The organism is Cellulomonas sp. P24 (assembly GCF_024704385.1).
Taxonomy (GTDB): Bacteria; Actinomycetota; Actinomycetes; order Actinomycetales; family Cellulomonadaceae; genus JAJDFX01.
In genome coordinates, this window is the sequence record NZ_JAJDFX010000002.1 from 3,772,812 (window position 1) to 3,794,008 (window position 21,197).

At 71.3% G+C, this 21,197-nt stretch carries 20 protein-coding genes; 11 read left to right on the forward strand and 9 right to left on the reverse strand.

The window, feature by feature from the left end:
* The first annotated feature begins 8 nt into the window (after nucleotides 1-8).
* Nucleotides 9-704, forward strand: a complete 696-nt coding sequence (locus tag LJB74_RS17615; protein ID WP_259309755.1) for a thymidine kinase — start codon at nucleotides 9-11, stop codon at nucleotides 702-704.
* 99 nt (nucleotides 705-803) lie between these two features.
* On the opposite strand, the gene sepH is transcribed toward LJB74_RS17615, so the two are convergent.
* Nucleotides 804-1,877, reverse strand: a complete 1,074-nt coding sequence (gene sepH / locus LJB74_RS17620; RefSeq protein WP_259309756.1) for a septation protein SepH — start codon at nucleotides 1,875-1,877, stop codon at nucleotides 804-806.
* Between the two features lie 152 nt (nucleotides 1,878-2,029).
* Between sepH and LJB74_RS17625 the strand changes: the two genes are divergently transcribed.
* Nucleotides 2,030-2,839, forward strand: a complete 810-nt coding sequence (locus LJB74_RS17625; protein ID WP_259310402.1) for an inositol monophosphatase family protein — start codon at nucleotides 2,030-2,032, stop codon at nucleotides 2,837-2,839.
* Between the two features lie 151 nt (nucleotides 2,840-2,990).
* A complete protein-coding gene (locus LJB74_RS17630) occupies nucleotides 2,991-3,290 on the forward strand; it encodes a DUF4193 domain-containing protein (protein WP_259309757.1) in 300 nt (99 codons plus the stop codon).
* A gap of 44 nt (nucleotides 3,291-3,334) precedes the next feature.
* Here LJB74_RS17630 and LJB74_RS17635 read toward each other — a convergent pair whose 3' ends face one another.
* On the reverse strand, nucleotides 3,335-3,820 hold the full coding sequence (locus LJB74_RS17635) for a DUF3093 domain-containing protein (RefSeq protein WP_259309758.1): 486 nt from the start codon (nucleotides 3,818-3,820) through the stop codon (nucleotides 3,335-3,337).
* Between the two features lie 42 nt (nucleotides 3,821-3,862).
* Between LJB74_RS17635 and dut the strand changes: the two genes are divergently transcribed.
* The 4 genes from dut (at nucleotide 3,863) to LJB74_RS17655 (ending at nucleotide 6,216) form a co-directional block, all read left to right on the forward strand.
* Nucleotides 3,863-4,342 (forward strand): dUTP diphosphatase, encoded by a 480-nt coding sequence (gene dut, locus LJB74_RS17640; protein ID WP_259309759.1) that lies wholly within the window; start codon nucleotides 3,863-3,865, stop codon nucleotides 4,340-4,342.
* Between the two features lie 95 nt (nucleotides 4,343-4,437).
* On the forward strand, nucleotides 4,438-5,190 hold the full coding sequence (locus tag LJB74_RS17645; protein ID WP_259309760.1) for a DUF3710 domain-containing protein: 753 nt from the start codon (nucleotides 4,438-4,440) through the stop codon (nucleotides 5,188-5,190).
* Nucleotides 5,187-5,552 carry an OB-fold nucleic acid binding domain-containing protein gene (locus LJB74_RS17650; RefSeq protein ID WP_259309761.1) on the forward strand — a complete coding sequence of 122 codons (366 nt, stop codon included), beginning with the start codon at nucleotides 5,187-5,189 and terminating at the stop codon, nucleotides 5,550-5,552. Before LJB74_RS17645 ends, LJB74_RS17650 begins: the two co-directional genes overlap by 4 nt.
* A gap of 4 nt (nucleotides 5,553-5,556) precedes the next feature.
* Complete coding sequence (locus tag LJB74_RS17655) at nucleotides 5,557-6,216, forward strand: DUF3159 domain-containing protein (protein ID WP_259309762.1); 660 nt, start codon at nucleotides 5,557-5,559, stop codon at nucleotides 6,214-6,216.
* Here the strand turns inward: LJB74_RS17655 and LJB74_RS17660 are convergent.
* Together LJB74_RS17660 and LJB74_RS17665 are read right to left on the reverse strand one after the other, a co-directional pair.
* Entirely contained in the window at nucleotides 6,149-6,823 is a 675-nt protein-coding gene (locus tag LJB74_RS17660; RefSeq protein WP_259309763.1) for a TrkA family potassium uptake protein, read from the reverse strand. The genes LJB74_RS17655 and LJB74_RS17660 overlap by 68 nt on opposite strands.
* Nucleotides 6,823-7,470, reverse strand: coding sequence for a TrkA family potassium uptake protein (locus LJB74_RS17665; protein WP_259310403.1), 648 nt, complete (start codon nucleotides 7,468-7,470; stop codon nucleotides 6,823-6,825). The genes LJB74_RS17660 and LJB74_RS17665 overlap by 1 nt, the downstream gene beginning before the upstream one ends.
* A gap of 82 nt (nucleotides 7,471-7,552) precedes the next feature.
* Between LJB74_RS17665 and LJB74_RS17670 the strand changes: the two genes are divergently transcribed.
* Nucleotides 7,553-9,556: an APC family permease gene (locus tag LJB74_RS17670; RefSeq protein WP_259309764.1), complete on the forward strand. Its 2,004-nt coding sequence runs from the start codon at nucleotides 7,553-7,555 to the stop codon at nucleotides 9,554-9,556.
* Between the two features lie 88 nt (nucleotides 9,557-9,644).
* Nucleotides 9,645-10,916 (forward strand): class I SAM-dependent RNA methyltransferase, encoded by a 1,272-nt coding sequence (locus LJB74_RS17675; RefSeq protein ID WP_259309765.1) that lies wholly within the window; start codon nucleotides 9,645-9,647, stop codon nucleotides 10,914-10,916.
* Between the two features lie 6 nt (nucleotides 10,917-10,922).
* Here LJB74_RS17675 and LJB74_RS17680 read toward each other — a convergent pair whose 3' ends face one another.
* Nucleotides 10,923-11,411 (reverse strand): flavodoxin domain-containing protein, encoded by a 489-nt coding sequence (locus tag LJB74_RS17680; RefSeq protein ID WP_259309766.1) that lies wholly within the window; start codon nucleotides 11,409-11,411, stop codon nucleotides 10,923-10,925.
* A 119-nt stretch (nucleotides 11,412-11,530) separates the two neighbouring features.
* On the opposite strand from LJB74_RS17680, the gene LJB74_RS17685 reads away from it, so the two are divergent.
* On the forward strand, nucleotides 11,531-13,939 hold the full coding sequence (locus LJB74_RS17685) for an HAD-IC family P-type ATPase (RefSeq protein ID WP_259309767.1): 2,409 nt from the start codon (nucleotides 11,531-11,533) through the stop codon (nucleotides 13,937-13,939).
* 153 nt (nucleotides 13,940-14,092) lie between these two features.
* Nucleotides 14,093-16,861 carry an aconitate hydratase AcnA gene (acnA, locus tag LJB74_RS17690; protein ID WP_259309768.1) on the forward strand — a complete coding sequence of 923 codons (2,769 nt, stop codon included), beginning with the start codon at nucleotides 14,093-14,095 and terminating at the stop codon, nucleotides 16,859-16,861.
* Between the two features lie 84 nt (nucleotides 16,862-16,945).
* Here the strand turns inward: acnA and LJB74_RS17695 are convergent, their stop codons facing one another.
* From LJB74_RS17695 to LJB74_RS17710, 4 genes are all read right to left on the reverse strand, one after another.
* Nucleotides 16,946-17,638, reverse strand: a complete 693-nt coding sequence (locus tag LJB74_RS17695) for an NUDIX hydrolase (RefSeq protein ID WP_396125193.1) — start codon at nucleotides 17,636-17,638, stop codon at nucleotides 16,946-16,948.
* A complete protein-coding gene (locus LJB74_RS17700) occupies nucleotides 17,635-19,089 on the reverse strand; it encodes a GuaB1 family IMP dehydrogenase-related protein (protein ID WP_259309769.1) in 1,455 nt (484 codons plus the stop codon). The genes LJB74_RS17695 and LJB74_RS17700 overlap by 4 nt, the downstream gene beginning before the upstream one ends.
* 65 nt (nucleotides 19,090-19,154) lie before the next feature.
* A complete protein-coding gene (locus tag LJB74_RS17705) occupies nucleotides 19,155-20,063 on the reverse strand; it encodes a carbohydrate ABC transporter permease (protein WP_259309770.1) in 909 nt (302 codons plus the stop codon).
* Complete coding sequence (locus tag LJB74_RS17710; protein WP_259309771.1) at nucleotides 20,060-21,142, reverse strand: carbohydrate ABC transporter permease; 1,083 nt, start codon at nucleotides 21,140-21,142, stop codon at nucleotides 20,060-20,062. The genes LJB74_RS17705 and LJB74_RS17710 overlap by 4 nt, the downstream gene beginning before the upstream one ends.
* Nucleotides 21,143-21,197 lie beyond the last annotated feature (55 nt).

The following is a 21,197-nucleotide window of genomic DNA, read 5'->3' on the forward strand; positions in this document are numbered from 1 at the left end:
GAGGACCTGTGGCTGAGCTTGCCTTCTTCTCGGGCACGATGGACTGCGGGAAGTCGACGCTCGCGTTGCAGATGGACCACAACCATGCGGCCCGTGGTCGTGGCGGCGTGATCTTCACCCGCAACGACCGGGCCGGCACCGATGTGCTGTCGTCACGGCTCGGGCTGCGGGTGGACGCCTTCGAGGTGCGGGACGACACGAACTTCTGGGACGAGGTCGTCCGACGTCGGACGCGCGGGGACCGGGTCGACTACCTCATCTGTGACGAGGCCCAGTTCTACTCGCCGGAGCAGGTCGAGCAGCTGGCCCGGATCGTCGACGAGATGGGGATCGACGTCTACGCGTTCGGCATCACCTCCGACTTCCGCACCCGGCTGTTCCCGGGATCCGCACGGCTCGTCGAGCTCGCGGACCGCGTCGAGGTGCTGCAGGTCCGTGCACTCTGCTGGTGCGGGGCCCGCGCGACCCACAACGCGCGCACGGTCGGTGGTCGGATGGTCGTCGAGGGTGCGCAGGTCGTGGTCGGGGACACCGACCTGGCGGCCGCGGGCGACGAGGTCGGGTACGAGGTCCTGTGCCGCCGCCACCACATGCGGAAGATGACGGCGCAGTCGGCGCAGTCGGGCTCGACGTCCCCGGCGACCTTGGCGCTGGACCTCGGCGCCCTTCCCGCTCCGCCCACCGGTGGGCGGAGCGGTGACTGAGCGCTGCGGTGCCTGAGCGCTGCGGTGCCTGAACTGCGCGTCGCCGGTTCTCGGCGCCGCTGAGGCAGCGGCGGAGGAGGAGTCGCTCCGGCGTCCGGGTTACTCCGGCTTCGCGCCGAACACGATCTCGTCCCAGCTCGGCACGCTCGCCCGTCCCTTCCGTCCCGCGCGCGGGCGTTCGACGAGCGGCGCAGGCGTCTCGGCGACCGCCTCGTCCGGTGCCGGCGGCCGGGCGTCGTCCGGGAGGGGCGGTGAGACGGCAGGTGCGTCGACCAGGCCGAGGATGCGCGCACTGGCGTCAGCGTCGGCATCGACCGGGTGTGCGCCGGGGACCTGTGCCTCGAGCTGGGTGAAGTCGAAGGCATGCTGCGGTCCGAAACCCTCGAACTCGTCGCCGTCGTCCTCGTACTCGACCTGCTGGCGGATCCCCCTCTTGAAACGGAGGTCGTCGAGCAGGGTGGCCGTCGGGTCTGCCGGCTCGGGCTCGTCGGACGCGGGAGGCTCGTCGTCCACCGTGGAACCGACCGGACGGAGCACGCCGTCCGACTGGACGTCGAACACGACGTCCCGGACCGCCTCGAGGTGCCGCCGTTGGATCGGCTCGTCGGCGATCTCGGTCTCCGAGAGCCAGCGGGCCTCGTCCTCGAGCGCGTGCACCGAGCGGGCCTGCGTGTCGAAGGTCCAGCGGGCTGTGACGTCCACCTCGGCCACCGTGAAGGCCACGGCGACGGTCCACGGGCCGGACTGGTCGCGGTACGCGTCCCAGACCAGGGTCTCGGTGTCGACACCCCGGGCCGCGAGCCGGTCGGTCACGAGGTCGCCGAGAACGGGGGCGCCTGGGTCGCGCCCGACCCGGGTGGCACGTGCCTGGTCGACGATGAACTCACGCTCGGCGATCACCGGACCCTCGTAGCGACGGACGTGCTCGACGGGCACGCCGCACTCGTCGGACACCTCCTCGGCCGACGCCCCGGCGCGGATCCGCATCTGGATCTCCCGCGGGCTCAGGACGCTCGTCCGCTCGGCGCGCAGCTTCTCGAGCTGAGGACGGTCCCGGCGGACCGCAGCACGCAGCGTCTCGTCGATGCGCAGGCGGAACTGCTGGCCGTCCTGGGCCACCAGGACCAGGTGCTCCCCGTCGTCGTGCAGACCCACCAGTTCGAGCTCACCCATTCGGACCTCCCAGACCTCGGGTCTGAGCCTGCCACCGCGAGCGGGTGAAGCGGCGGAGGTGGCTCGGTGCGCCGCGCTGCTCCACCGAGGTGGGCCGTCGGGCAAGATGGACGACGTGACGACCCCCCGCGTTCCCCCTTCCCGACGACGCCCTGACCGACACCCTTGCGACGCTTGCCGCCCACCTGGCGGTGACCGCCGGGACCCTCATCCGCGACGGCAGGCCCGACGAGGTGGTGGTGGCCGACACGAAGTCCAGCCCGATCGACGTGGTCACGAAGATGGACACCGACTCGGAGCAGCTGTTGAGGCACCTCATCAGCGCTGCCCGGCCGCAGGACGGGATCCTCGGCGAGGAGGGCGACGCGGTGGTCGGGACGAGCGGCCTCACCTGGGTCGTCGACCCGATCGACGGCACGGTCAACTACCTCTACGGCCTGCCGGCCTACGCCGTGTCGGTCGCCGTCGTCGCCGGGGAGCCCGACCCGGCGACCTGGGTGCCGATCGCGGGCTGCGTGCACCGCGTGCCTGACGGAGCGACCTACACCGCGGGCCGGGGGCGTGGGGCCTACCTCGACGGGGCGCGGATCTCGGTGAACGATGCGCGCCCGTTGTCGCACTCGCTCGTCGGCACCGGCTTCGGCTACACGACCGAGCGTCGACGTGCCCAGGGTGCGGTCGTGGCGGCGCTCCTCCCGCGGGTGCGGGACATCAGGCGGATCGGGTCCGCGGCCCTGGACCTGTGCGCGGTGGCGTCGGGCCACCTCGACCTGCACTACGAGCGAGGGCTGAAGCCGTGGGACATGGCGGCCGGCCAGCTGATCGCGACCGAGGCCGGTGCCGTCGTGACCGGGCTCCATGGTCGGCCTGCGACCGAGCAGATGACGGTGGCGGGGCCGGCCGGCAGCGTCGCCGATCTCGTCCGTCTGCTCGAGGTCCTGGGGGCCGACGAAGGCCCGTAGCAGCGGCCTCCGGCGGGTCCGTTCGGGACGGGGGTGCGATCGGCCGGGAAATGAGGCACAATCCGTCAGCCACCGGGAACAAACCGGGGGCCGATCGCATTGATGAGCCGTACCACCACCACCGCCGATCCCCCGGAGTGTGACCTAGAAGATGGCAACCGACTACGACGCCCCGCGCAAGACCGAGGAGGACCTCGGCGAAGACTCGCTGCAGGAGCTCCAGGCTCGCCGGTCGGACAAGAACTCGGGAGTGGTCGACGAGGACGAGACGGAAGCGGCCGAAGGATTCGAGCTGCCCGGCGCCGACCTCTCGGGCGAGGAGCTCTCGGTCCGCGTGCTTCCCCGGCAGGCTGACGAGTTCACCTGCTCGGAGTGCTTCCTCGTTCACCACCGCAGCCAGCTGGCCTACGAGCGCAACGGCCAGCCCGTCTGCTCGGAGTGCGCCGCCTGAGCACCCCTGCGCGCCTGCCCTGACCGGCCGGCCACCGGAGCCCCTTACGCCCCGGTGGCCGGCCGATCGTCATCGGGCACCAGTGCGTCCGCGAGAGCGGTCGGCCACCTGGACGAGACGATCCAGTACGGGGTCGGGTCCGCGGGGTCGGTCACCTCGACCCGGACACCACCACCGACCCACGTCCGCAGGCACACGAACGCCCGCGCGTCGAGGTCGGGTCCCATCGCGCGCCGGACGCCGTCTCGGTCGAGCACCGTGACGGTGCCGAGCAGCTCGAGAGGGATGTGCGCGGAACCGGCGCGGAGCTCGCCGTCCGCGACCTGCACGCGCGGCGAGGACATGACGGCGACCACGGTCGCGACCACCAGGGCGATGGCGGCGACGACGACCGCCAGGGTCGTCCCCACCGGCAGCAGGACGAGACCGCACGCGACCGCCGCTGCCGGTACGACCAGCCAGCCGGCAGAGCCCGGCCAGAGCCTCTCGCTGAAGGTCGCGGGACTGTCGGGCGACGAGGTCGTGTGCACGGCACCAGCATCTCAGGTGCAGTGAGGCTAGAGTGCGACCCCGTGAGAACAGACGGCACGATCGACGTCCTGCTCCAGCTCCTCGACGAGGGTCTGCCTGTGCCTGCCTACGCTCATCCCGGCGACGCCGGCGCCGACCTGGTCACGCGGGTCGACGTCGAGATCCCGCCGCGCACGAGGGTCACGGTGCCGACAGGGGTCGCGGTCGCGCTGCCGGACGGCTACGCGGCGTTCGTCCACCCGCGATCGGGCCTCGCGTCGCGGCACGGCCTGACCATCGTCAACGCCCCAGGCACGGTCGATGCCGGCTACCGCGGCGAGATCAAGGTCACGCTCCTGAACACCGACGAGGTCGAGACGCTGCACCTGTCCCGCGGCGACCGGATCGCCCAGCTCGTCATCCAGCAGGTCGAGCGTGCGCGGTTCGTCCAGGTGGAGCACCTGCCCGGATCGCACCGGGGCGAGGGCGGTTTCGGGTCGAGCGGGGGCTGGCAGGCCGCGACCGGGACCACGAACGGATGACGTCGGTGCCCGTGCGCACGACCGGCTCGCGCGAGTCGGCCTAGACTTGACAATGTGTGTGCCGACGAGCGCACGCGTGAGTGAGGAGAGCACTGGTGGGTCTGTTCCGCCGCGGCGCAGCGAACGATGCAGCCGCTGACGACGCCGTGACCGAGATCGACACCCCCGACGAGGTCGCCGAGAGCGTCCCGGACGAGGGCGCCCCGGAGAACGTCCTGGTGCCTGAGCGAGACCACGGTCCGTGGGACGTGAGCGAGGTCGACGGCCTCGGCACGCGCGTCGACCTCGGGTCGATCTGGCTCCCCGGGGTCGTCGGCATGGAGCTCCGGATGGAGATCGACAAGGCCACCGAGGTGGTCAGCGCGGCCGCGGTCAACCTGGACGGGTCGGCCCTCCAGGTGCAGGCCTTCGCGGCGCCGCGCACCGAGGGCATCTGGGACGAGATCCGCGAGGAGATCGCCGAGTCGATCGTGAAGCAGGGCGGCTCGGCCGACGACCTGCCTGGTCCGTTCGGCCGCGAGCTGCTCGCGCGGCTCCCGGTGCGGACCGAGGAAGGCCGCACGGGCCACCGGCCGGCGCGGTTCGTCGGCGCCGACGGCCCTCGGTGGTTCCTGCGCGGCGTGATCACCGGTCGCGCTGCCGTCGACCCTGAAGCGGCGCGTGCGCTCGAGGCCGTCTTCGCGGACATCGTGGTCGACCGCGGTCAGGAGGCGCGTGCCCCGCGCGACCTGCTCGCGCTCCGCCTCCCCGGTCAGTCCGCGCCGGTCGTGCCTCAGGACCCCGAGGCGCGCCAGGCATCCGACCTCGACCTGCTGCGTCGCGGCCCCGAGATCACGGAGATCCGATGACGCTCAAGGAAACGCTGCACCGCGCCTTCGCCTCCCAGACGGAGATCGAGGCGGACGAGGAGCGGACCGAGTCGAAGCAGCAGGGGTGCATGGCGCTGAGCGAGCTCCCCGCGCGCAGCCACGTCACGGTGAGCGGCATCCTGCGGTCCGTCACGCTCCGCCCGCGGGAGGGCGTGCCCGCGCTCGAGGCCGAGCTGTACGACGGCAGCGGCACGATCGACCTCGTCTGGCTCGGACGTCGTGAGATCGCCGGGATCGAGCCGGGGCGCCGCCTCAAGCTCGAGGGGCGCGTGTGTGCGGTCGACGGTCGCCGGGTGATCTTCAACCCCCGGTACGAGCTGCGCCCGCGCCAGGGCGAGTGACCGGGTGAGCGAACGAGGCCTGCGGGCCATCGCGGCGGACGACTTCTCGGTGAGTGCCGCCGTCGGCGGGGTCCGCGGGCTGATCGAGTCGGTGCTGCCCGGCCTGGTGTTCGTCGTGGCCTTCGTCGCGACGAGCGACCTGTCCCTCTCGTTGATCGTCTCGATCGCGGGGGCAGCGGTGGCCGTCGTGCTCCGGCTCGTCCAGGGGACCCCGGTCACGCAGGCCATGTCGGGGATCCTCGGCGTCGGCATCGGCGTCGTCTGGGCCTGGCGCTCGGGGGAGTCGAAGAACTTCTTCGCGTGGGGACTGTGGGTGAACGCGGGCTGGTCCGCCGGCGCACTCGTCTCGATCCTGGCGCGCTGGCCCGGTGTGGGCGTCATCGTCGCGCTGGTCCGCGGAGACGGGATGGGCTGGCGGACCGATCCGGACGCCGGGGCCCTGCGGCGCGCCTACACCTGGGCGACGTGGATCTGGGTCGTGCTCTTCGGGCTCCGGCTGCTCGTGCAGGTCCCGCTCTACCTGGACTCCACGGTCGGCTGGCTGGGCACCGCGAAGCTCGTCATGGGTGTCCCGCTGTTCGCCGTCGGCCTGTGGCTCAGCTGGCTCCTGGTCCGGCCACGAGCAGGTGCTCCAGCTCCTTCTCGTCCGCCTCTCGACCCGTGACGAACATGAGCTCGTCGCCGGCCTCGAGGGTGTCGTCCGCGCTCGGCGCGATCGGCCGGTCGCCCCGGACGATGCACGCGAGCACGGTGTCCGTCGGCCAGACGACCTGACCGACCCGGATCCCGGCGATCGGGGAGTCGTCGGGCAGCGTGAGCTCGAGGATGTCGGCGCCGGACTGGTGGAACGTGAAGATCCGGACGAGGTCGCCCACCGCGACGGCCTCCTCGACCATCGCGGTCATGATCCGGGGCGTCGACACGGCGACGTCGACCCCCCACGCCTCGTCGAACATCCACTCGTTCTTGGGATTGTTGACGCGTGCGACCGTGCGCGGGACCCCGTACTCGGTCTTGGCCAGCAGCGAGATGACGAGGTTGGCCTTGTCGTCACCGGTCGCGGCGACGACCACGTCGCACTCGTCGACCTTCGCCTCGGTGAGGGTGGGCATCTCGCACGCGTCGGCGAGCAGCCACTCGGCGTCCGCGACGGAGGCGATCCGCATCGCCGACGGCTGACGGTCGATCAGGGTGACCTCGTGCCCGTGCCCGAGCAGCTCGCGCGCGATCGAGCGCCCCACCGAGCCGGCACCAGCGATCACGACGCGCATCAGGAGGCCTCCGGGGCTCGGGTCAGGGTGCGTTCGACCGAGGCGGAGTGCTCGGAGCGCATGAGGAGGTGCAGGTCGTCTGCCTCCTGCAGCACGCTGTCCTCCCCGGGCAGGACACCGTCGCCGTACCGGGTGAGGTACGCGACCCTGGCACCGGTGACCTCCTCGATGTGCCGGAGCGGCTTGCCGATCCAGCCGGGGTGCACGTCCACCTGGCACAGGCGCAGCTGGCCGGAGGCGTCACGGAACTCGTCGGTCGCGCCCATCGGGAGCAGGTGACGCAGCACCTGGTCCGCGGTCCATCGGACGGTCGCGACGGTCGGGATCCCGAGGCGCTGGTAGATCTCGGCGCGGTGCGGGTCGTAGATGCGGGCGACGACGTTCTCCACGCCGTACATCTCGCGCACGACACGCGCGGCGAGGATGTTCGAGTTGTCCCCGTCGGAGACCGCGGCGAAGCCGTTCGCCTCGTCGATCCCTGCCTGGGTCAAGATGTCGCGGTCGAACCCGAGGCCGGTGACCTTGTTGCCCGCGAAACCCGCATCGAGGCGCCGGAACGCGTCCGGATTCTGGTCGATGACGGCGACGGAGTGGCCGTGGCTCTCGAGCGACTGGGCGAGCGTGGCGCCGACTCGGCCGCATCCCATGATGACGAAGTGCACAACCGGAGACGCTACAGCGTCGGCGTCGTTGCGCGCTCGCGCTGTCCAGTGCTTAGCATGGTCGATTGTGTCCGACATCGCCGACGCCGCCAAACGCTTGCTGCTCGGCCGTCCGGTCCGCAGCGAGCATCTGGGGCACACCCTCCTGCCCAAACGCATCGCCCTTCCGGTGTTCGCGTCCGACGCCCTCTCGTCGGTCGCCTACGCGCCGGACGAGATCCTGCTGACCCTGTCGGTCGCCGGTCTCGCAGCGGTGTCGATCTCTCCGTGGGTCGGTGTCGCGGTCGTCGCGGTGCTGGCGACGGTCGTCGCGTCCTACCGCCAGAACGTGCACGCGTACCCGTCCGGCGGCGGCGACTACGAGGTCAGCACCGTGAACCTCGGCCCGACCGCCGGGGTGACCGTGGCGAGCGCCCTGCTGGTCGACTACATCCTCACGGTCGCCGTCTCGATCTCGTCCGGCGCCCAGTACGCCGCCGCCGCGATCCCGGCCCTTCGCGGCCACGAGGCGGTGTTCGCGATCTCCCTCGTCGTGATCATCGCGATGATCAACCTGCGTGGCGTGAAGGAGTCCGGGACCGCCTTCGCGATCCCGACGTACCTGTTCATGTTCGCGATCGGGTCGATGGCGGTCGTCGGCGTCGCCCGGCACTTCCTCGGCAACCTTCCGATGGCGTCGAGCTCGAGCTACGAGATGCTCGCGGAGCCGGGCTTCGAGCAGGGGCTGATGGGGATCGCCGGTGGCTTCCTCGTGCTGCGCGCGTTCGCCTCCGGCTGTGCCGCGCTCACCGGGGTCGAGGCGATCAGCAACGGGGTCCCGGCCTTCCGCAAGCCGAAGAGCAAGAACGCCGCGACGACGTTGCTCATGCTCGGTGGCCTGTCGATCGGCATGGTGATGTCGATCCTCATGCTCGCGCGGTGGACCGGGATCCACTTCGTCGAGATCCCGTCCGAGCAGCTCATGATCGACGGCAAGCCCGTCGGCCCCGGCTTCGTCCAGGACCCGGTGATCGCCCAGCTCTCGCACACGGTCTTCGGCTCGTTCAGCCCGGCGTTCTACCTGATCGCCGCCCTGACCGGGTTGATCCTCGTCCTTGCGGCGAACACCGCGTTCAACGGGTTCCCGGTGCTCGGGTCGATCCTCGCGAAGGACGGCTACCTGCCCCGGCAGCTGCACACCCGTGGCGACCGGCTCGCGTTCTCGAACGGGATCGTCACGTTGGCGATCGCCGCGATCACCCTGATCTGGGCCTTCGACGCGCAGGTCACCCGGCTGATCCAGCTGTACATCGTCGGGGTGTTCGTCTCGTTCACCCTCAGCCAGCTCGGCATGGTCCGGCACTGGACGCGGCACCTGGCGACCGAGACGGACGGCCAGGTGCGGGCGAAGATGCAGCGCTCACGCGTCATCAACGCCTTCGGCTTCCTCATGACCGCGACCGTGCTGATCGTCGTGCTGATCACCAAGTTCACCCGAGGGGCGTGGATCGCGATCCTCGCGATGATCTGCGTCTTCGTCCTCATGAAGTCGATCCGCCGGCACTACGACCTCGTGCGCCGCGAGCTCGCGCTCGGCCCGGACCCCGCCGCGGCCAAGGCCTTGCCGAGCCGGGTCCACGCGATCGTGCTCGTGTCCCACGTCCACCGCCCCACGATGCGCGCGCTCGCGTACGCGCGCGCCTCGCGGCCCCAGGTCCTCGAGGCGGTCAGCGTCGGTGTCGATCCCGACGACGTCGCCCGGCTGAGGGCCGAGTGGGAGGCGCTGGCTCTCCCGGTGCCGCTCAAGGTCCTCGACTCGCCGTTCCGCGAGATCACCCGGCCGATCCTCACCTACGTGCGGTCGATCCGGCGGGAGAGCCCGCGCGACCTCGTCGTCGTGTACATCCCCGAGTACGTGGTCGGTCACTGGTGGGAGCAGCTGCTGCACAACCAGAGCGCGCTGCGCCTCAAGGGCCGTCTGCTGTTCACCCCCGGGGTGGTGGTCGCCTCGGTGCCGTGGCAGCTCGTCTCGAGCGAGGGGCAGACCGGCCTCGAGGACCGCGTCCGAGGGGCGGCGCGTCGTGGCTTCTGAACGAGGCAGCCGGCCACGGACCACGGGCAGGCCCGCCGCACGGGACGGGCGCCCGGCGTCCGGCCGCCGCGTTCCGCGCCCGCGTCCCGTGACCGACGAGGTCCCGAGCGACGCGCCGCTGCTCGAGCTCGAGATCGGCCCCGTGGCGCACGGCGGGCACTGCGTGGCACGGCACGACGGACGCGTCGTGTTCGTGCGGCACACGGCCCCCGGCGAACGGGTCCTCGCACGGTTGACGCAGGCCGGTGCGGAGGCCTCGCTCTGGCGCGCCGACGCGGTCGAGATCCTCGAGCCCTCACCGGACCGCGTCCCGTCGGCATGGCCGGCTGCCGGGCCCGGGGGCGTCGGTGGCGGTGAGCTCGCGCACCTGGCGCTCGGCGCGCAGAGGCGGTGGAAGGAGTTCGTGGTCGCGGAGCAGCTCCGGCGGCTCGCGCACGACGATCGTGCCGTCGATGTGCACGGCCTCCCGGGTGAGGACGAGCGCGGCGGTCTGCGGTGGCGTACCCGGATCGACCTCGTCGTCGACGACGACGGCCGCGCCGGCATGCGCGGGTACCGGTCCCACCGGATCCAGGCGCTCGACTCGATGCCGCTCGCGGTCGAGGCGATCGGTGACCTCGAGCTCTTCGACCGGCGCTGGCCCGTCGGTGCGCGGATCGAGGCGATCGCACCCGTCGGCGGCGACCTCCCGGTGGTCCTGGTGGACGGGGTGCTGTGGGACCTCGCACGGCACCGTGCCGCCACCGGGGCTCAGGTGCGGACTGCGGTGCACGAGCTCGTGCCGGCTCGCGGACAGCAGTATCGGTACCGCGTCACGGCGGACGGCTTCTGGCAGGTGCACCGTGCCGCGCCCACCACCCTCGTCGAGGCGGTGCTCGACGGGCTCGAGGGGCTGGACCTCGACGGTGCGACCGTGGTGGACCTCTACTCCGGTGCGGGACTGTTCAGCGCCCCGCTCGCGGACGCGGTCGGTCCGACGGGCCAGGTCGTGGCCGTCGAGGGCGACGAGCGCGCCGTCCACGACGCGCGACGCAACGCGCACCTGCGACGCAACGTGACCCTGCTGCACGGCGACGTGTCCCGCGTGCTCGCCGACCCGGACGCAGACGCGTCCCTCGTGCACGCCGACGCGATCGTGCTCGACCCCCCACGGACGGGCGCCGGTCGGGCGATCGTCGGACAGATCGGTGCGCTGCGCCCGGACCGGGTCGTGTACGTCGCGTGCGATCCTGCGGCCCTGGCGCGGGACGTCTCCTACTTCGCCGAGGCCGGCTACGGCCTCACCGGCATCCGGGCCTTCGACCTGTTCCCGATGACGCACCACGTCGAGTGCGTCGCGGTGCTGGACCGAAGCGAGTGACCCGGCTCAGATCGCGCTGAGCTCGGCGTCGACGGAGGCGACCCACTCGCGGACGTGCTCGGGGTCGCGCCAGTCGCCGGACCGGGTCCGGGCCATCGCCGAGGCGGGGAAGCCGCGGGCGTCCGGGGCGAGGAACCCTCCGAAGGTCATGTGTCCCCGCGCCGCCACCAGATCCATGGCGGAGGCCACCTGGGGGATCGGTGGGAGGGCCCCGCTGCGCGCGGAGTCGTCGAGCGGGCCCGAGGTCACCAGCCAGGTGGGTGTCGCACGAAGGATCTGGGCGTGGCTCCTCACCCATCGGCGGGCGTCCCGGTGCCAGCGTCCGGCGCTGATCGAGCCCGCCACGACGACGGCGTCGTAGCCGGCGGGTGGGCCCGCCGTCCGTGCCGGCAGCGCGACCGCCTCGTGGCCGAGCCTGACGAACGCCTCGGCGATCATCTCCGCGAGACCCGCGGTGCCGTGGCGCGACGATCCGTACGCCACGAGGATGGTCACGGTCCGAGCATCCTGAGGTCGGCCGGTGGTGGCGAGGGTCGGAGGTCCCGGCACGCCGTCACCGTCCCCGATCAGGACGAAGATCGTCCCGAGGGGCGGGTCACCCCTAGGCTCGGGGCGTGGCAGACAGCGAGACGACACGGTCCGGACCGCCGCTCGCCGACGTCGTCGGTCTGACCGCGGACGAGGTCGCAGCGCGCGTCGCCGACGGTCGCGTGAACGACGTGACGAGCACGTCGTCGCGCAGTGTCGGTGCGATCCTTCGGGGGAACGTCTTCACGCTGTTCAACGGGATCCTCGGTGCGGCGCTCGTGGTCGTGCTGGTCGTCGGTCAGTGGCAGGACGCGCTGTTCGGCGGCGTGCTGGTGTTCAACGCGGCGATCGGCGTGATCGGCGAGTACCGGGCCAAGCTGGTCCTCGACCGCCTGTCGATCCTGAACGCACCCGACGCGCGCGTCGTCCGGGACGGCACCGAGACGTCGATCGACGTCCGCGAGATCGTCGTCGACGACCTCTTGCTGATCGGCGCGGGCGACCAGGTCCCGGTGGATGCCACCGTGCTCCGCCCGTCGGGTCTCGAGGTCGACGAGTCGCTCCTGACGGGAGAGTCCGCCGCGGTGGTCAAGAGTGCCGGGGACGACGTGCTCTCCGGCTCGATCGTCGTCGCCGGGTCGGCCACCACCCGCGTGCACCACGTCGGAGCGGACTCGTACGCGAACCGTCTGACGAGCTCGGTGCGGCGGTTCTCCCTGGTCAGGTCCGAGCTCCGCACGGGGATCAACCGGGTGCTCGTCGTCGTCGCCTGGATGATCGGCCCGCTGAGCGCGCTGCTCATGTGGAGCCAGATCCGGGCGCACGGCGGGTGGCAGGCCGCGCTCGCGGACGGGTCGTGGCGGTCGGCTGCGGTGTCCGGCGTCGCCGGTGTGGTCGGCATGGTTCCCGAGGGCCTCGTCCTGCTCACGTCGATCAACTTCGCGCTGGCTGCCGTGGTCCTGGCTCGGCGCCAGGTCCTGGTGCAGGAGCTCCCCGCGGTCGAGGTGCTCGCGCGGGTCGACGTGCTGTGCCTGGACAAGACGGGGACCCTCACCGACGGCACGATGGCGCTGGACCGGTTCGAGGACGTCGCGGTGGTTCCCGGTGCCCGCGAGGCGCTCGCCGCGATGGCCGCCGACCCCGAGGCCAACGTCACCGCTGCGGCGATCTCGACGGGGCTGGTGGGCGTCGTGCCTGCCCCGGTCGACGGTGCGGTCGCGTTCTCGTCGGCGCGGAAGTGGAGCGCCGTCCGGACCGCGACCGGCACCTGGGTGCTGGGGGCGCCGAGCATCGTCCTCGCGGCGGGGTCGGCGGGGTCGGCGTCGGTCCTCGAGCGAGCCGGTGCGATCGCGCAGGACGGGGCACGGGTCCTCGTGCTGTGCCGGGCCGAGAGCCTGCCGATGGCTGACGAGCCGGCGCTGCCGGCAGACCTCGTGCCGGTCGTGCTCGTCGTGCTGCGCGAGCACCTGCGGCCCGACGCGGCGACGACCCTCGCGTACTTCCGCGACCAGGGTGTCGAGCTGACGGTGATCTCGGGCGACGACCCGGCCACCGTCGCCGCGATCGCGACCGCCCTGGACCTGCGCGGGACGGGTGCGGAGGTGGTGGGGGTCGACGCGACCACCCTCCCGACCGACATCGCCGAGCTGTCCGCCGTGATGGCGACGGAGCACGTGTTCGGTCGGGTCACGCCCGAGCAGAAGCGTGCGATGGTGCATGCCTTGCAGCACGCGGGACGCACGGTGGCGATGACCGGCGACGGCGTGAACGACGCGCTCGCGCTCAAGGATGCGGACCTCGGGATCGCGATGGGGTCGGGCGCGGCCGCCACGAAGGCGGTCGCCCGGCTCGTCCTGCTGGACGGCAGGTTCTCGTCGTTGCCCGGCGTCGTCGGGGAGGGCCGGCGGGTGATCGCCAACATGGAGCGGGTCGCGAACCTGTTCCTCAGCAAGACGACCTACGCCGCGCTGCTCGTCGTCGCGAGCGTGCTGCTCGTGGTGCCGTACCCGTTCCAGCCGCGTCATCTCACCCTGGTCAGTGCGCTCACGATCGGCATCCCCGCGTTCTTCCTCGCGCTCGCGCCGAACGCGCAGCGGTACCTCCCGGGGTTCCTGCCGCGCGTACTGCGCCTCGCGGTGCCGTCCGGGGTGCTCATGGGTGGCGTCGTGTTCACGGTCCACCTGGTGCTGCGGTCGCGGGTCGCCGAGCAGGAGGCGCGATCGGCCGCGACGGCGGTCCTGCTGTGCTGCGGGCTCTGGTTGATCGGCGTGCTCGCCCGGCCGTGGCGGTGGTGGAAGGTCTCCTTGGTCGCCGTGATGGCTGCGGCGGGGGTGGGCGCGTTCCTCCTGCCGGTGGCGCGCGGGTTCTTCGCGCTGCACGTCCTCACGGCGGGGTCGGGTGTCGCCGTCCTGGTGGCCGGGGCGGTCGGCTGCGCGGGCATCGAGCTGGTGGGCCGGTGGCACGGTCGCGGCAGGTCGATGCTGCGTCCTGCATGATGGAAGCCCGTCGCACGCGCACGCGCGGCCGCTACGATGTATCTTGATGTCGAGATAATTGCGAGCCGCTCCGCCCTGGGGTGAGAGCGGCCTCGTCACCCGGCCCGACGGCCCTGCGTGCGTCGGGTGAAGCGCCAGCCGAAGGAGCCAGCAGTGAGCAGCGTCGACACGTTCGGGTCGAAGGGGACCCTCCAGGTCGGAGAGACCGCGTACGAGATCTACCGCCTCTCGGCCGTCCCGGGGACCGAGCGTCTCCCGTACAGCCTGAAGGTCCTCGCGGAGAATCTGCTGCGCACCGAGGACGGCGCCAACACGACCGCGGACCACGTGCGCGCGATCGCCGGGTGGGACCCGGACGCGCAGCCGGACACCGAGATCCAGTTCACGCCGGCCCGCGTCATTATGCAGGACTTCACGGGAGTCCCGTGCGTCGTCGACCTCGCCACGATGCGCGAGGCCGTCGTCGACCTCGGCGGCGACCCGTCCCGGATCAACCCCCTCGCACCCGCCGAGCTCGTGATCGACCACTCGGTGCAGATCGACGTCGCCGGACGCGCCGACGCGTTCCGACGGAACGTCGAGCTCGAGTACGAGCGCAACCGCGAGCGCTACCAGTTCCTGCGCTGGGGGCAGACGGCGTTCGACGACTTCAAGGTCGTGCCCCCGGGCACCGGGATCGTCCACCAGGTCAACATCGAGTACCTGGCGCGCGGCGTGATGACCCGCGAGGTGACGGTCGACGGCGCGACCGTGCTGCGGGCCTACCCCGACACGTGCGTCGGCACCGACTCGCACACGACGATGGTCAACGGCCTCGGCGTCCTCGGCTGGGGCGTCGGCGGCATCGAGGCTGAGGCCGCCATGCTGGGGCAGCCCGTGTCGATGCTTATCCCGCGCGTGGTGGGCTTCCGGCTCACCGGTCAGATCCCGGCCGGCGTCACCGCGACCGACGTCGTCCTCACGATCACGCAGCAGCTCCGCCAGCACGGGGTGGTCGGCAAGTTCGTCGAGTTCTACGGCGACGGCGTCGCGGCCGTGCCGCTCGCCAACCGCGCCACGATCGGCAACATGAGCCCGGAGTTCGGGTCCACCGCGGCGATCTTCCCGATCGACGCCGTCACGCTCGACTACCTGCGCCTCACGGGACGCAGTGATGAGCAGGTCGCCCTGGTCGAGGCGTACGCCAAGGAGCAGGGCATGTGGCTCGACCCGACGGACCCCGGGTACACCGAGCCGGTCTTCTCCGAGTACCTCGAGCTCGACCTCTCGAGCGTCGTGCCGTCGATCGCCGGGCCCAAGCGCCCGCAGGACCGCATCGAGCTGACCAACGCCAAGTCGGCGTTCCAGCGCGACCTGCCGACCTACGCCCCGGAGGTCCGCAACGGCGTCGACGAGGCGGAGCAGGAGTCGTTCCCGGCGTCGGACTCCCCGGCGGTGTCGACGACGCACCGACGCACGGTGACCGTGACCCCACCCTCCGGCGACAGCTACGAGCTGTTCCACGGCGCTGTGGCGATCGCCTCGATCACGTCGTGCACCAACACGTCCAACCCGTCGGTGATGCTCGCCGCCGGGCTCCTCGCCAAGAAGGCCGTCGAGAAGGGCCTCACGGCCAAGCCCTGGGTCAAGACCTCGATGGCGCCGGGCTCGAAGGTCGTGACCGACTACTACGAGAAGGCCCAGCTGTGGCCGTACCTCGAGAAGCTCGGCTTCCACCTGGTCGGCTACGGCTGCACCACGTGCATCGGGAACTCGGGGCCGCTCGCCGACGAGGTCTCGGCCGCGGTCAACGCGAACGACCTCGCGGTCGTGTCGGTGCTGTCCGGCAACCGGAACTTCGAGGGGCGCATCAACCCCGACATCAAGATGAACTACCTCGCGTCGCCGCCCCTGGTCATCGCGTACGCGCTCGCGGGGACGATGGAGTTCGACTTCGAGCACGAGCCCTTGGGTCGGGACGAGGCAGGGCAGCCGGTGTTCCTGCGGGACATCTGGCCGAGTGCCGACGAGGTCCAGTCGACGATCGACAGTGCCATCAACCGCGCGATGTTCACCACGGACTATGCCGACGTGTTCGCCGGTGACGACCAGTGGCGTGCGCTCCCGACTCCGGAGGGGAGCACGTTCGACTGGGACGGCGGGTCCACCTACGTCCGCAAGCCGCCGTACTTCGACGGCATGACGATGACGCCCGACCCGGTGACCGACATCGCCGGCGCCCGCGTGCTGGCCAAGCTCGGCGACTCCGTCACGACCGACCACATCAGCCCGGCCGGCGCGATCAAGGCCGACAGCCCCGCCGGTCGCTACCTCGCCGAGCACGGCGTCGAGCGTCGTGACTTCAACTCCTACGGCTCGCGCCGCGGGAACCACGAGGTCATGATCCGGGGCACGTTCGCGAACATCCGGCTGCGCAACCAGCTGCTGGACGACGTCGAGGGTGGCTTCACGTACAACTTCGTCACCGGCGCGCAGGACACCATCTACGACGCCGCGCAGGACTACGCGGCGGCCGGTACCCCGCTGGTGATCCTCGGCGGCAAGGAGTACGGCTCCGGGTCGTCGCGCGACTGGGCGGCCAAGGGCACGGCGCTGCTGGGCGTCAAGGCCGTGATCACCGAGAGCTTCGAGCGCATCCACCGCTCGAACCTCATCGGCATGGGCGTGCTCCCGTTGCAGTTCCCGGCGGGGGAGTCCGCGGCGAGCCTCGGGCTCGACGGCACCGAGACGTTCGACATCACCGGGGTGGCAGCCCTGAACGACGGCGTGACGCCCTCGACGGTGGCGGTCACGGCGACCCGGGCCGACGGGACGTCGGTGTCGTTCGACGCGGTCGTCCGCATCGACACCCCCGGAGAGGCGGACTACTACCGCAACGGCGGCATCCTGCAGTACGTGCTGCGCTCCCTCGTCACCGCCTGACCCTCACCCCCCAACCGGTCGAGTGGAGCGTTCTGCTGCGACACGCCCGCGTGTCGCTAGCAGAACGCTCCACTCGACCCGGTGTCAGGGGGTGAGGTCGATCGTCCGGTCGCGGTCCCAGGGCTGGGTCCAGGACAGGGCGTCGAACATCCGGTCCAGGACGATCGCGGTGAACCCCCAGACCACGAGCTCGCCGACGACGAACGCCGGCGCGCGCCAGGGGCGTCCGCCTCGGGCGCGGGCGGTGGAACCCCGGTTGTCCGGGTGGAGCAGGTCGGCGACCGGCACGCGGTAGACGTCGACCGTCTCGGCGTGGTCGACCGCCACGACGGGGGTCGGCCGGCGCCACCAGGCGGGTACCGGGGTGACGAGGTGGTTGCTCACGGCCAGCTCGAGCGCCGGTAGGGTGCCGAGCGTCTCGACGCCGGACGGGTCGAGCCCGGTCTCCTCGACCGCCTCCCGCAGCGCGGCGTCGACGGGCCCGGCGTCGACGGCATCGATCCGTCCACCGGGGAACGCGACCTGTCCTGCATGGTCCGTGAGGGTCGACGCCCGACGCAGCAGCAGCACGTCGAGATCTCGTGCCACCGGGGCAGCAGCGACCGTCGACGCGGTCGCGTCGAGCACCCCGAAGAGGACGAGCACCGCCGCCGGTCGCGGGTCGGCGCCCGGCACGCGCGCGCCCGTCGACGCCGGCCAGTGCGCGGGTGCCCGCGCGCACAGCTCGGCGAGCTGGGCGCGGGCGGACGCCGCGGACGGGGCGGCCGGAACCGTCACCAGCCCTCCGGGAGAGGGCGACCCTCCTCGTACCCGGCGGCGGACTGGATGCCGACGACGGCCCGATCGGTGAACTCCTCGAGGGTGCGTGCACCGACGTACGTGCACGCGGACCGCAGCCCGGAGGTGATGTGGTCGATGAGGTCCTCGACCCCGGGCCGGCGCGGGTCGAGGTACATCCGCGACGAGGAGATGCCCTCCTCGTACAGGGCCTTCCGGGCACGGTCGAATGCGGTTCCGCCGCTGCTACGTGCGGCGACCGCCCGGGCGGACGCCATGCCGAAGCTCTCCTTGTACAGCCGACCCGAGCCGTCGTCGTGCAGGTCGCCGGGGGACTCGTGCGTCCCGGCGAACCAGGACCCGACCATCACCTGAGAGGCGCCCGCGGCGAGGGCCAGCGCGACGTCGCGCGGGTGCCGAACCCCGCCGTCGGCCCAGACGTGCGCCCCGAGCCGGCGCGCCTCGGTCGCGCACTCGAGCACGGCGGAGAACTGCGGACGCCCGACGGCGGTCATCATCCGCGTGGTGCACATCGCGCCGGGGCCGACGCCGACCTTGACGATGTCCGCACCGGCCTCGATGAGGTCACGCGTCCCCGCTGCGGTGACGACGTTCCCCGCGACGACCGGGACGTCCGGGTCGAGGGACCGCACCGCGGCGAGAGCCTCGAACATCTTGCGCTGGTGCCCGTGCGCGGTGTCGACGATCAACGCGTCCACCCCGGCCTCGAGCAGCGCCGCGGCCTTCGCCCGGACGTCACCGTTGATCCCGACGGCGGCCGCGATCCGCAGCCGACCGTGTGCGTCGAGGGCAGGGTCGTAGATCGACGAGCGCAGCGCGCCGACCTGGGTCAGCACGCCGACGAGCTCGCCGTCGCGGACGACGGGGGAGAAGCGCCGCCGCGACGCGTGCAGCGCCTCGAACGCGGCCTCGAGCCCGTGCGGCCCACCCTCGGTGACGACGTCGAGGGTGATGACCGTGGGGTTCGTGGTCATGACGTCGCCGACCTGGGTGAAGCGGTCGACCCCCACGCAGTCCGCCTCGGCGACGACTCCCACCGGGCGGCCGTCCACGACGACGACGGCGGCTCCGTGCGACCGTTTGCCGATCAGGGTCAGCGCGGTGTGCACGGTGTCGTGCGGGGACACCACCACCGCACTCTCGACGACGGGGTGCTTGGCCTTGACGTCGGACACGACGTCGGCGACGACCTCGACGGGGATGTCTTGCGGGATCACGGCGAGACCGCCACGGCGAGCGACGGTCTCGGCCATCCGACGACCGGCGACGGCGGTCATGTTCGCCACGACCACCGGGATCGTCGTCCCGGTCCCGTCCACGGTCGTGAGGTCGACGTCGAACCTCGAGGCGACCTCGCTCGCCGACGGGACGAGGAAGACGTCACCATAGGTGAGGTCGCTGGTGGCGGTGTGGTCGGGGAGGAAGCGCATGGGCGAATTCTAGGCCGGGTCTCGTACGGGACCTGCGTCGTCGAGGCGGGCGCCTACCACGCCGTTCACCCCTTCTCCGCCCCTGCGCTGGTGTTCATGATGCGGCGCTGGAAGACGAAGAACAGCACGGCGACCGGCACCGTCATGATGGCGGCCGCGGCGAGCTTGAGCGGGTACTGGTTCCCGGAGCCGAGCTGGCCGGACGCGAGCTGCGCGACGCCCTTGGTGAGCGTGACGAGTCCGGGGTCGTTGGACGCGACGATGAAGTGGGACAGCTCGTTCCACGATCCCTGGAAGGACAGGATGGCGATCGTGATGAGCGCCGGGCGTGCCATCGGCAGCACGATCGACCAGTACACGCGGAAGGTTCCCGCCCCGTCGATGCGGGCGGCCTCTTCGACGCTGACGGGGATCGACTCGAAGAAGTTCTTCATGATGAACACTCCGGCCGCGTCCACGAGCAGGGGGATGATCATCCCGGCCCAGGTGTTGTAGATGCCGAGCTCCTTGATCACGAGGAACTTCGGGATCAGCAGGACGACACCGGGCACCGCCATCACGGCGACCAGGCCTGCGTAGACGACGCCCCGACCGCGCCAGTGCAGCCGGGAGAGCGAGTAGCCCGCGAGAGAGTCGAAGAACACGCGTCCGAGGGTGACGAACACGGTGACGATCACCGAGTTGCGGAACCACAACGGGAAGTCGGAGTTGAGGAACAGCTTCTGGTACGCGGCCGCCGTCCAGGTCCGGGGAGTCAGCGAGAGGGCGTTCGCCGTGGCTTCGGCGTCGGTCTTGAACGACGTCGCGACCTGGACCAGGAACGGGTAGATGTACAGCGTCGCGAGCGTGATCAGGAGCGCGTAGCTCAGCCCGGCGGCGATCAGGCGACGCCGTCGTCGGCGCCTGCTCGCAGCGAGGTGATCCGGTGTCGAGACGACCGGCCGGGTCGAGGCGGTCGGGGGCGCGACGGTCATCGTGCACTCCTCACGGTGCGGCGACGCTTCGGGCCGCGCTCTCGCAGTGCGGCACGCTGCACGGCGGTGAACGCGACGATGATGAAGAAGAGGATGAAGGCGATTGCGGCGCCCTGGCCCCACTGGAAGTCGGCGAACGCGGAGCTGTAGGACAGGTAGGCGGGGGTCATCGTGGTCTTGGCGGGGCCGCCCTTGGTCCCCGTGTAGATCTGATCGAAGACCTGCCAGGAGCCGATCAGGCCGAGGGTGACGACGGTGAAGACCGTCGGGCGCAGCATCGGGAGCGTCACGTAGCGGAACCGCTGCCACGCGGATGCGCCGTCGATGCTCGCGGCCTCTTCGACCTCACCGGAGATCGCCTGCAACGCTGCGAGGAACAGCAGCATGAGCGTGCCGGAGGTCGTGAAGATCGCCATGAGGATGAGAGCTGTCATCGCGACGCTCGGGCCTGCGAGCCACTCCCACCAGGAGACGCCGAGGAGCCCGTGGTTCGCCAAGGCGCTCGGAGCGGTGTCGACGCCGAGTGCTCCCAGCAAGAGGTGGATGAGACCACGTGGGTCGTTGAACCAGTTCGGGCCGTTCACGCCGATCTTCGCGAGGATCGCGTTGATCGCGCCGGTCGTGGAGAACAGGAAGAGCCACAGCACGGTGATCGCGACCGAGCTCGTCACCGACGGGAAGTAGAACGCCGTTCGGAAGAAGCCCTTGCCGCGCAGGATCTTGCGGTTGACCGCGATCGCGAGGAACAGCGAGACCGCGGTCTGGACGGGCACGACGAGGAGTACGTAGTAGACGTTGTTGCGAAGCGCGGCACCCAGGTCAGAGGTGGCGAGGCCGCCGCCGACCAGCAATGCGTTGTAGTTCTTGACCCCGACGAAGCTCACGCCTGCACCGAACGGGCTCCCGCGGCCGGACCAGTTGGACACGCTCACCCAGGCGGCCATGACGACCGGGACGACCAGGAACAGGCCGAGCAGGAGCAGCATCGGGCTGACGAAGAGCCAGCCGGAGGCGGCCTCGCGGCCGTGCGTACCCGATCGATGCGACCGCCGCCGCGGAACTGCTTCTGTTGCCACCATCAGTGGTCTCCTCTTGGCCTCGGGTGCGGCGCGCCCGCGGTGGGCGCGCCGCACC

Bases quoted from the DNA above. Each gene is read 5' to 3' on its own strand.
- sepH (WP_259309756.1), bottom strand. From the start codon at position 1,877: ATGGGTGAGCTCGAACTGGTGGGTCTGCACGACGACGGGGAGCACCTG.
- LJB74_RS17630 (WP_259309757.1), top strand. From the start codon at position 2,991: ATGGCAACCGACTACGACGCCCCGCGCAAGACCGAGGAGGACCTCGGC.
- LJB74_RS17650 (WP_259309761.1), top strand. From the start codon at position 5,187: ATGACGCTCAAGGAAACGCTGCACCGCGCCTTCGCCTCCCAGACGGAG.
- LJB74_RS17660 (WP_259309763.1), bottom strand. From the start codon at position 6,823: ATGCGCGTCGTGATCGCTGGTGCCGGCTCGGTGGGGCGCTCGATCGCG.
- LJB74_RS17665 (WP_259310403.1), bottom strand. From the start codon at position 7,470: ATGGGATGCGGCCGAGTCGGCGCCACGCTCGCCCAGTCGCTCGAGAGC.
- LJB74_RS17700 (WP_259309769.1), bottom strand. From the start codon at position 19,089: ATGCGCTTCCTCCCCGACCACACCGCCACCAGCGACCTCACCTATGGT.
- LJB74_RS17705 (WP_259309770.1), bottom strand. From the start codon at position 20,063: ATGACCGTCGCGCCCCCGACCGCCTCGACCCGGCCGGTCGTCTCGACA.
- LJB74_RS17710 (WP_259309771.1), bottom strand. From the start codon at position 21,142: ATGGTGGCAACAGAAGCAGTTCCGCGGCGGCGGTCGCATCGATCGGGT.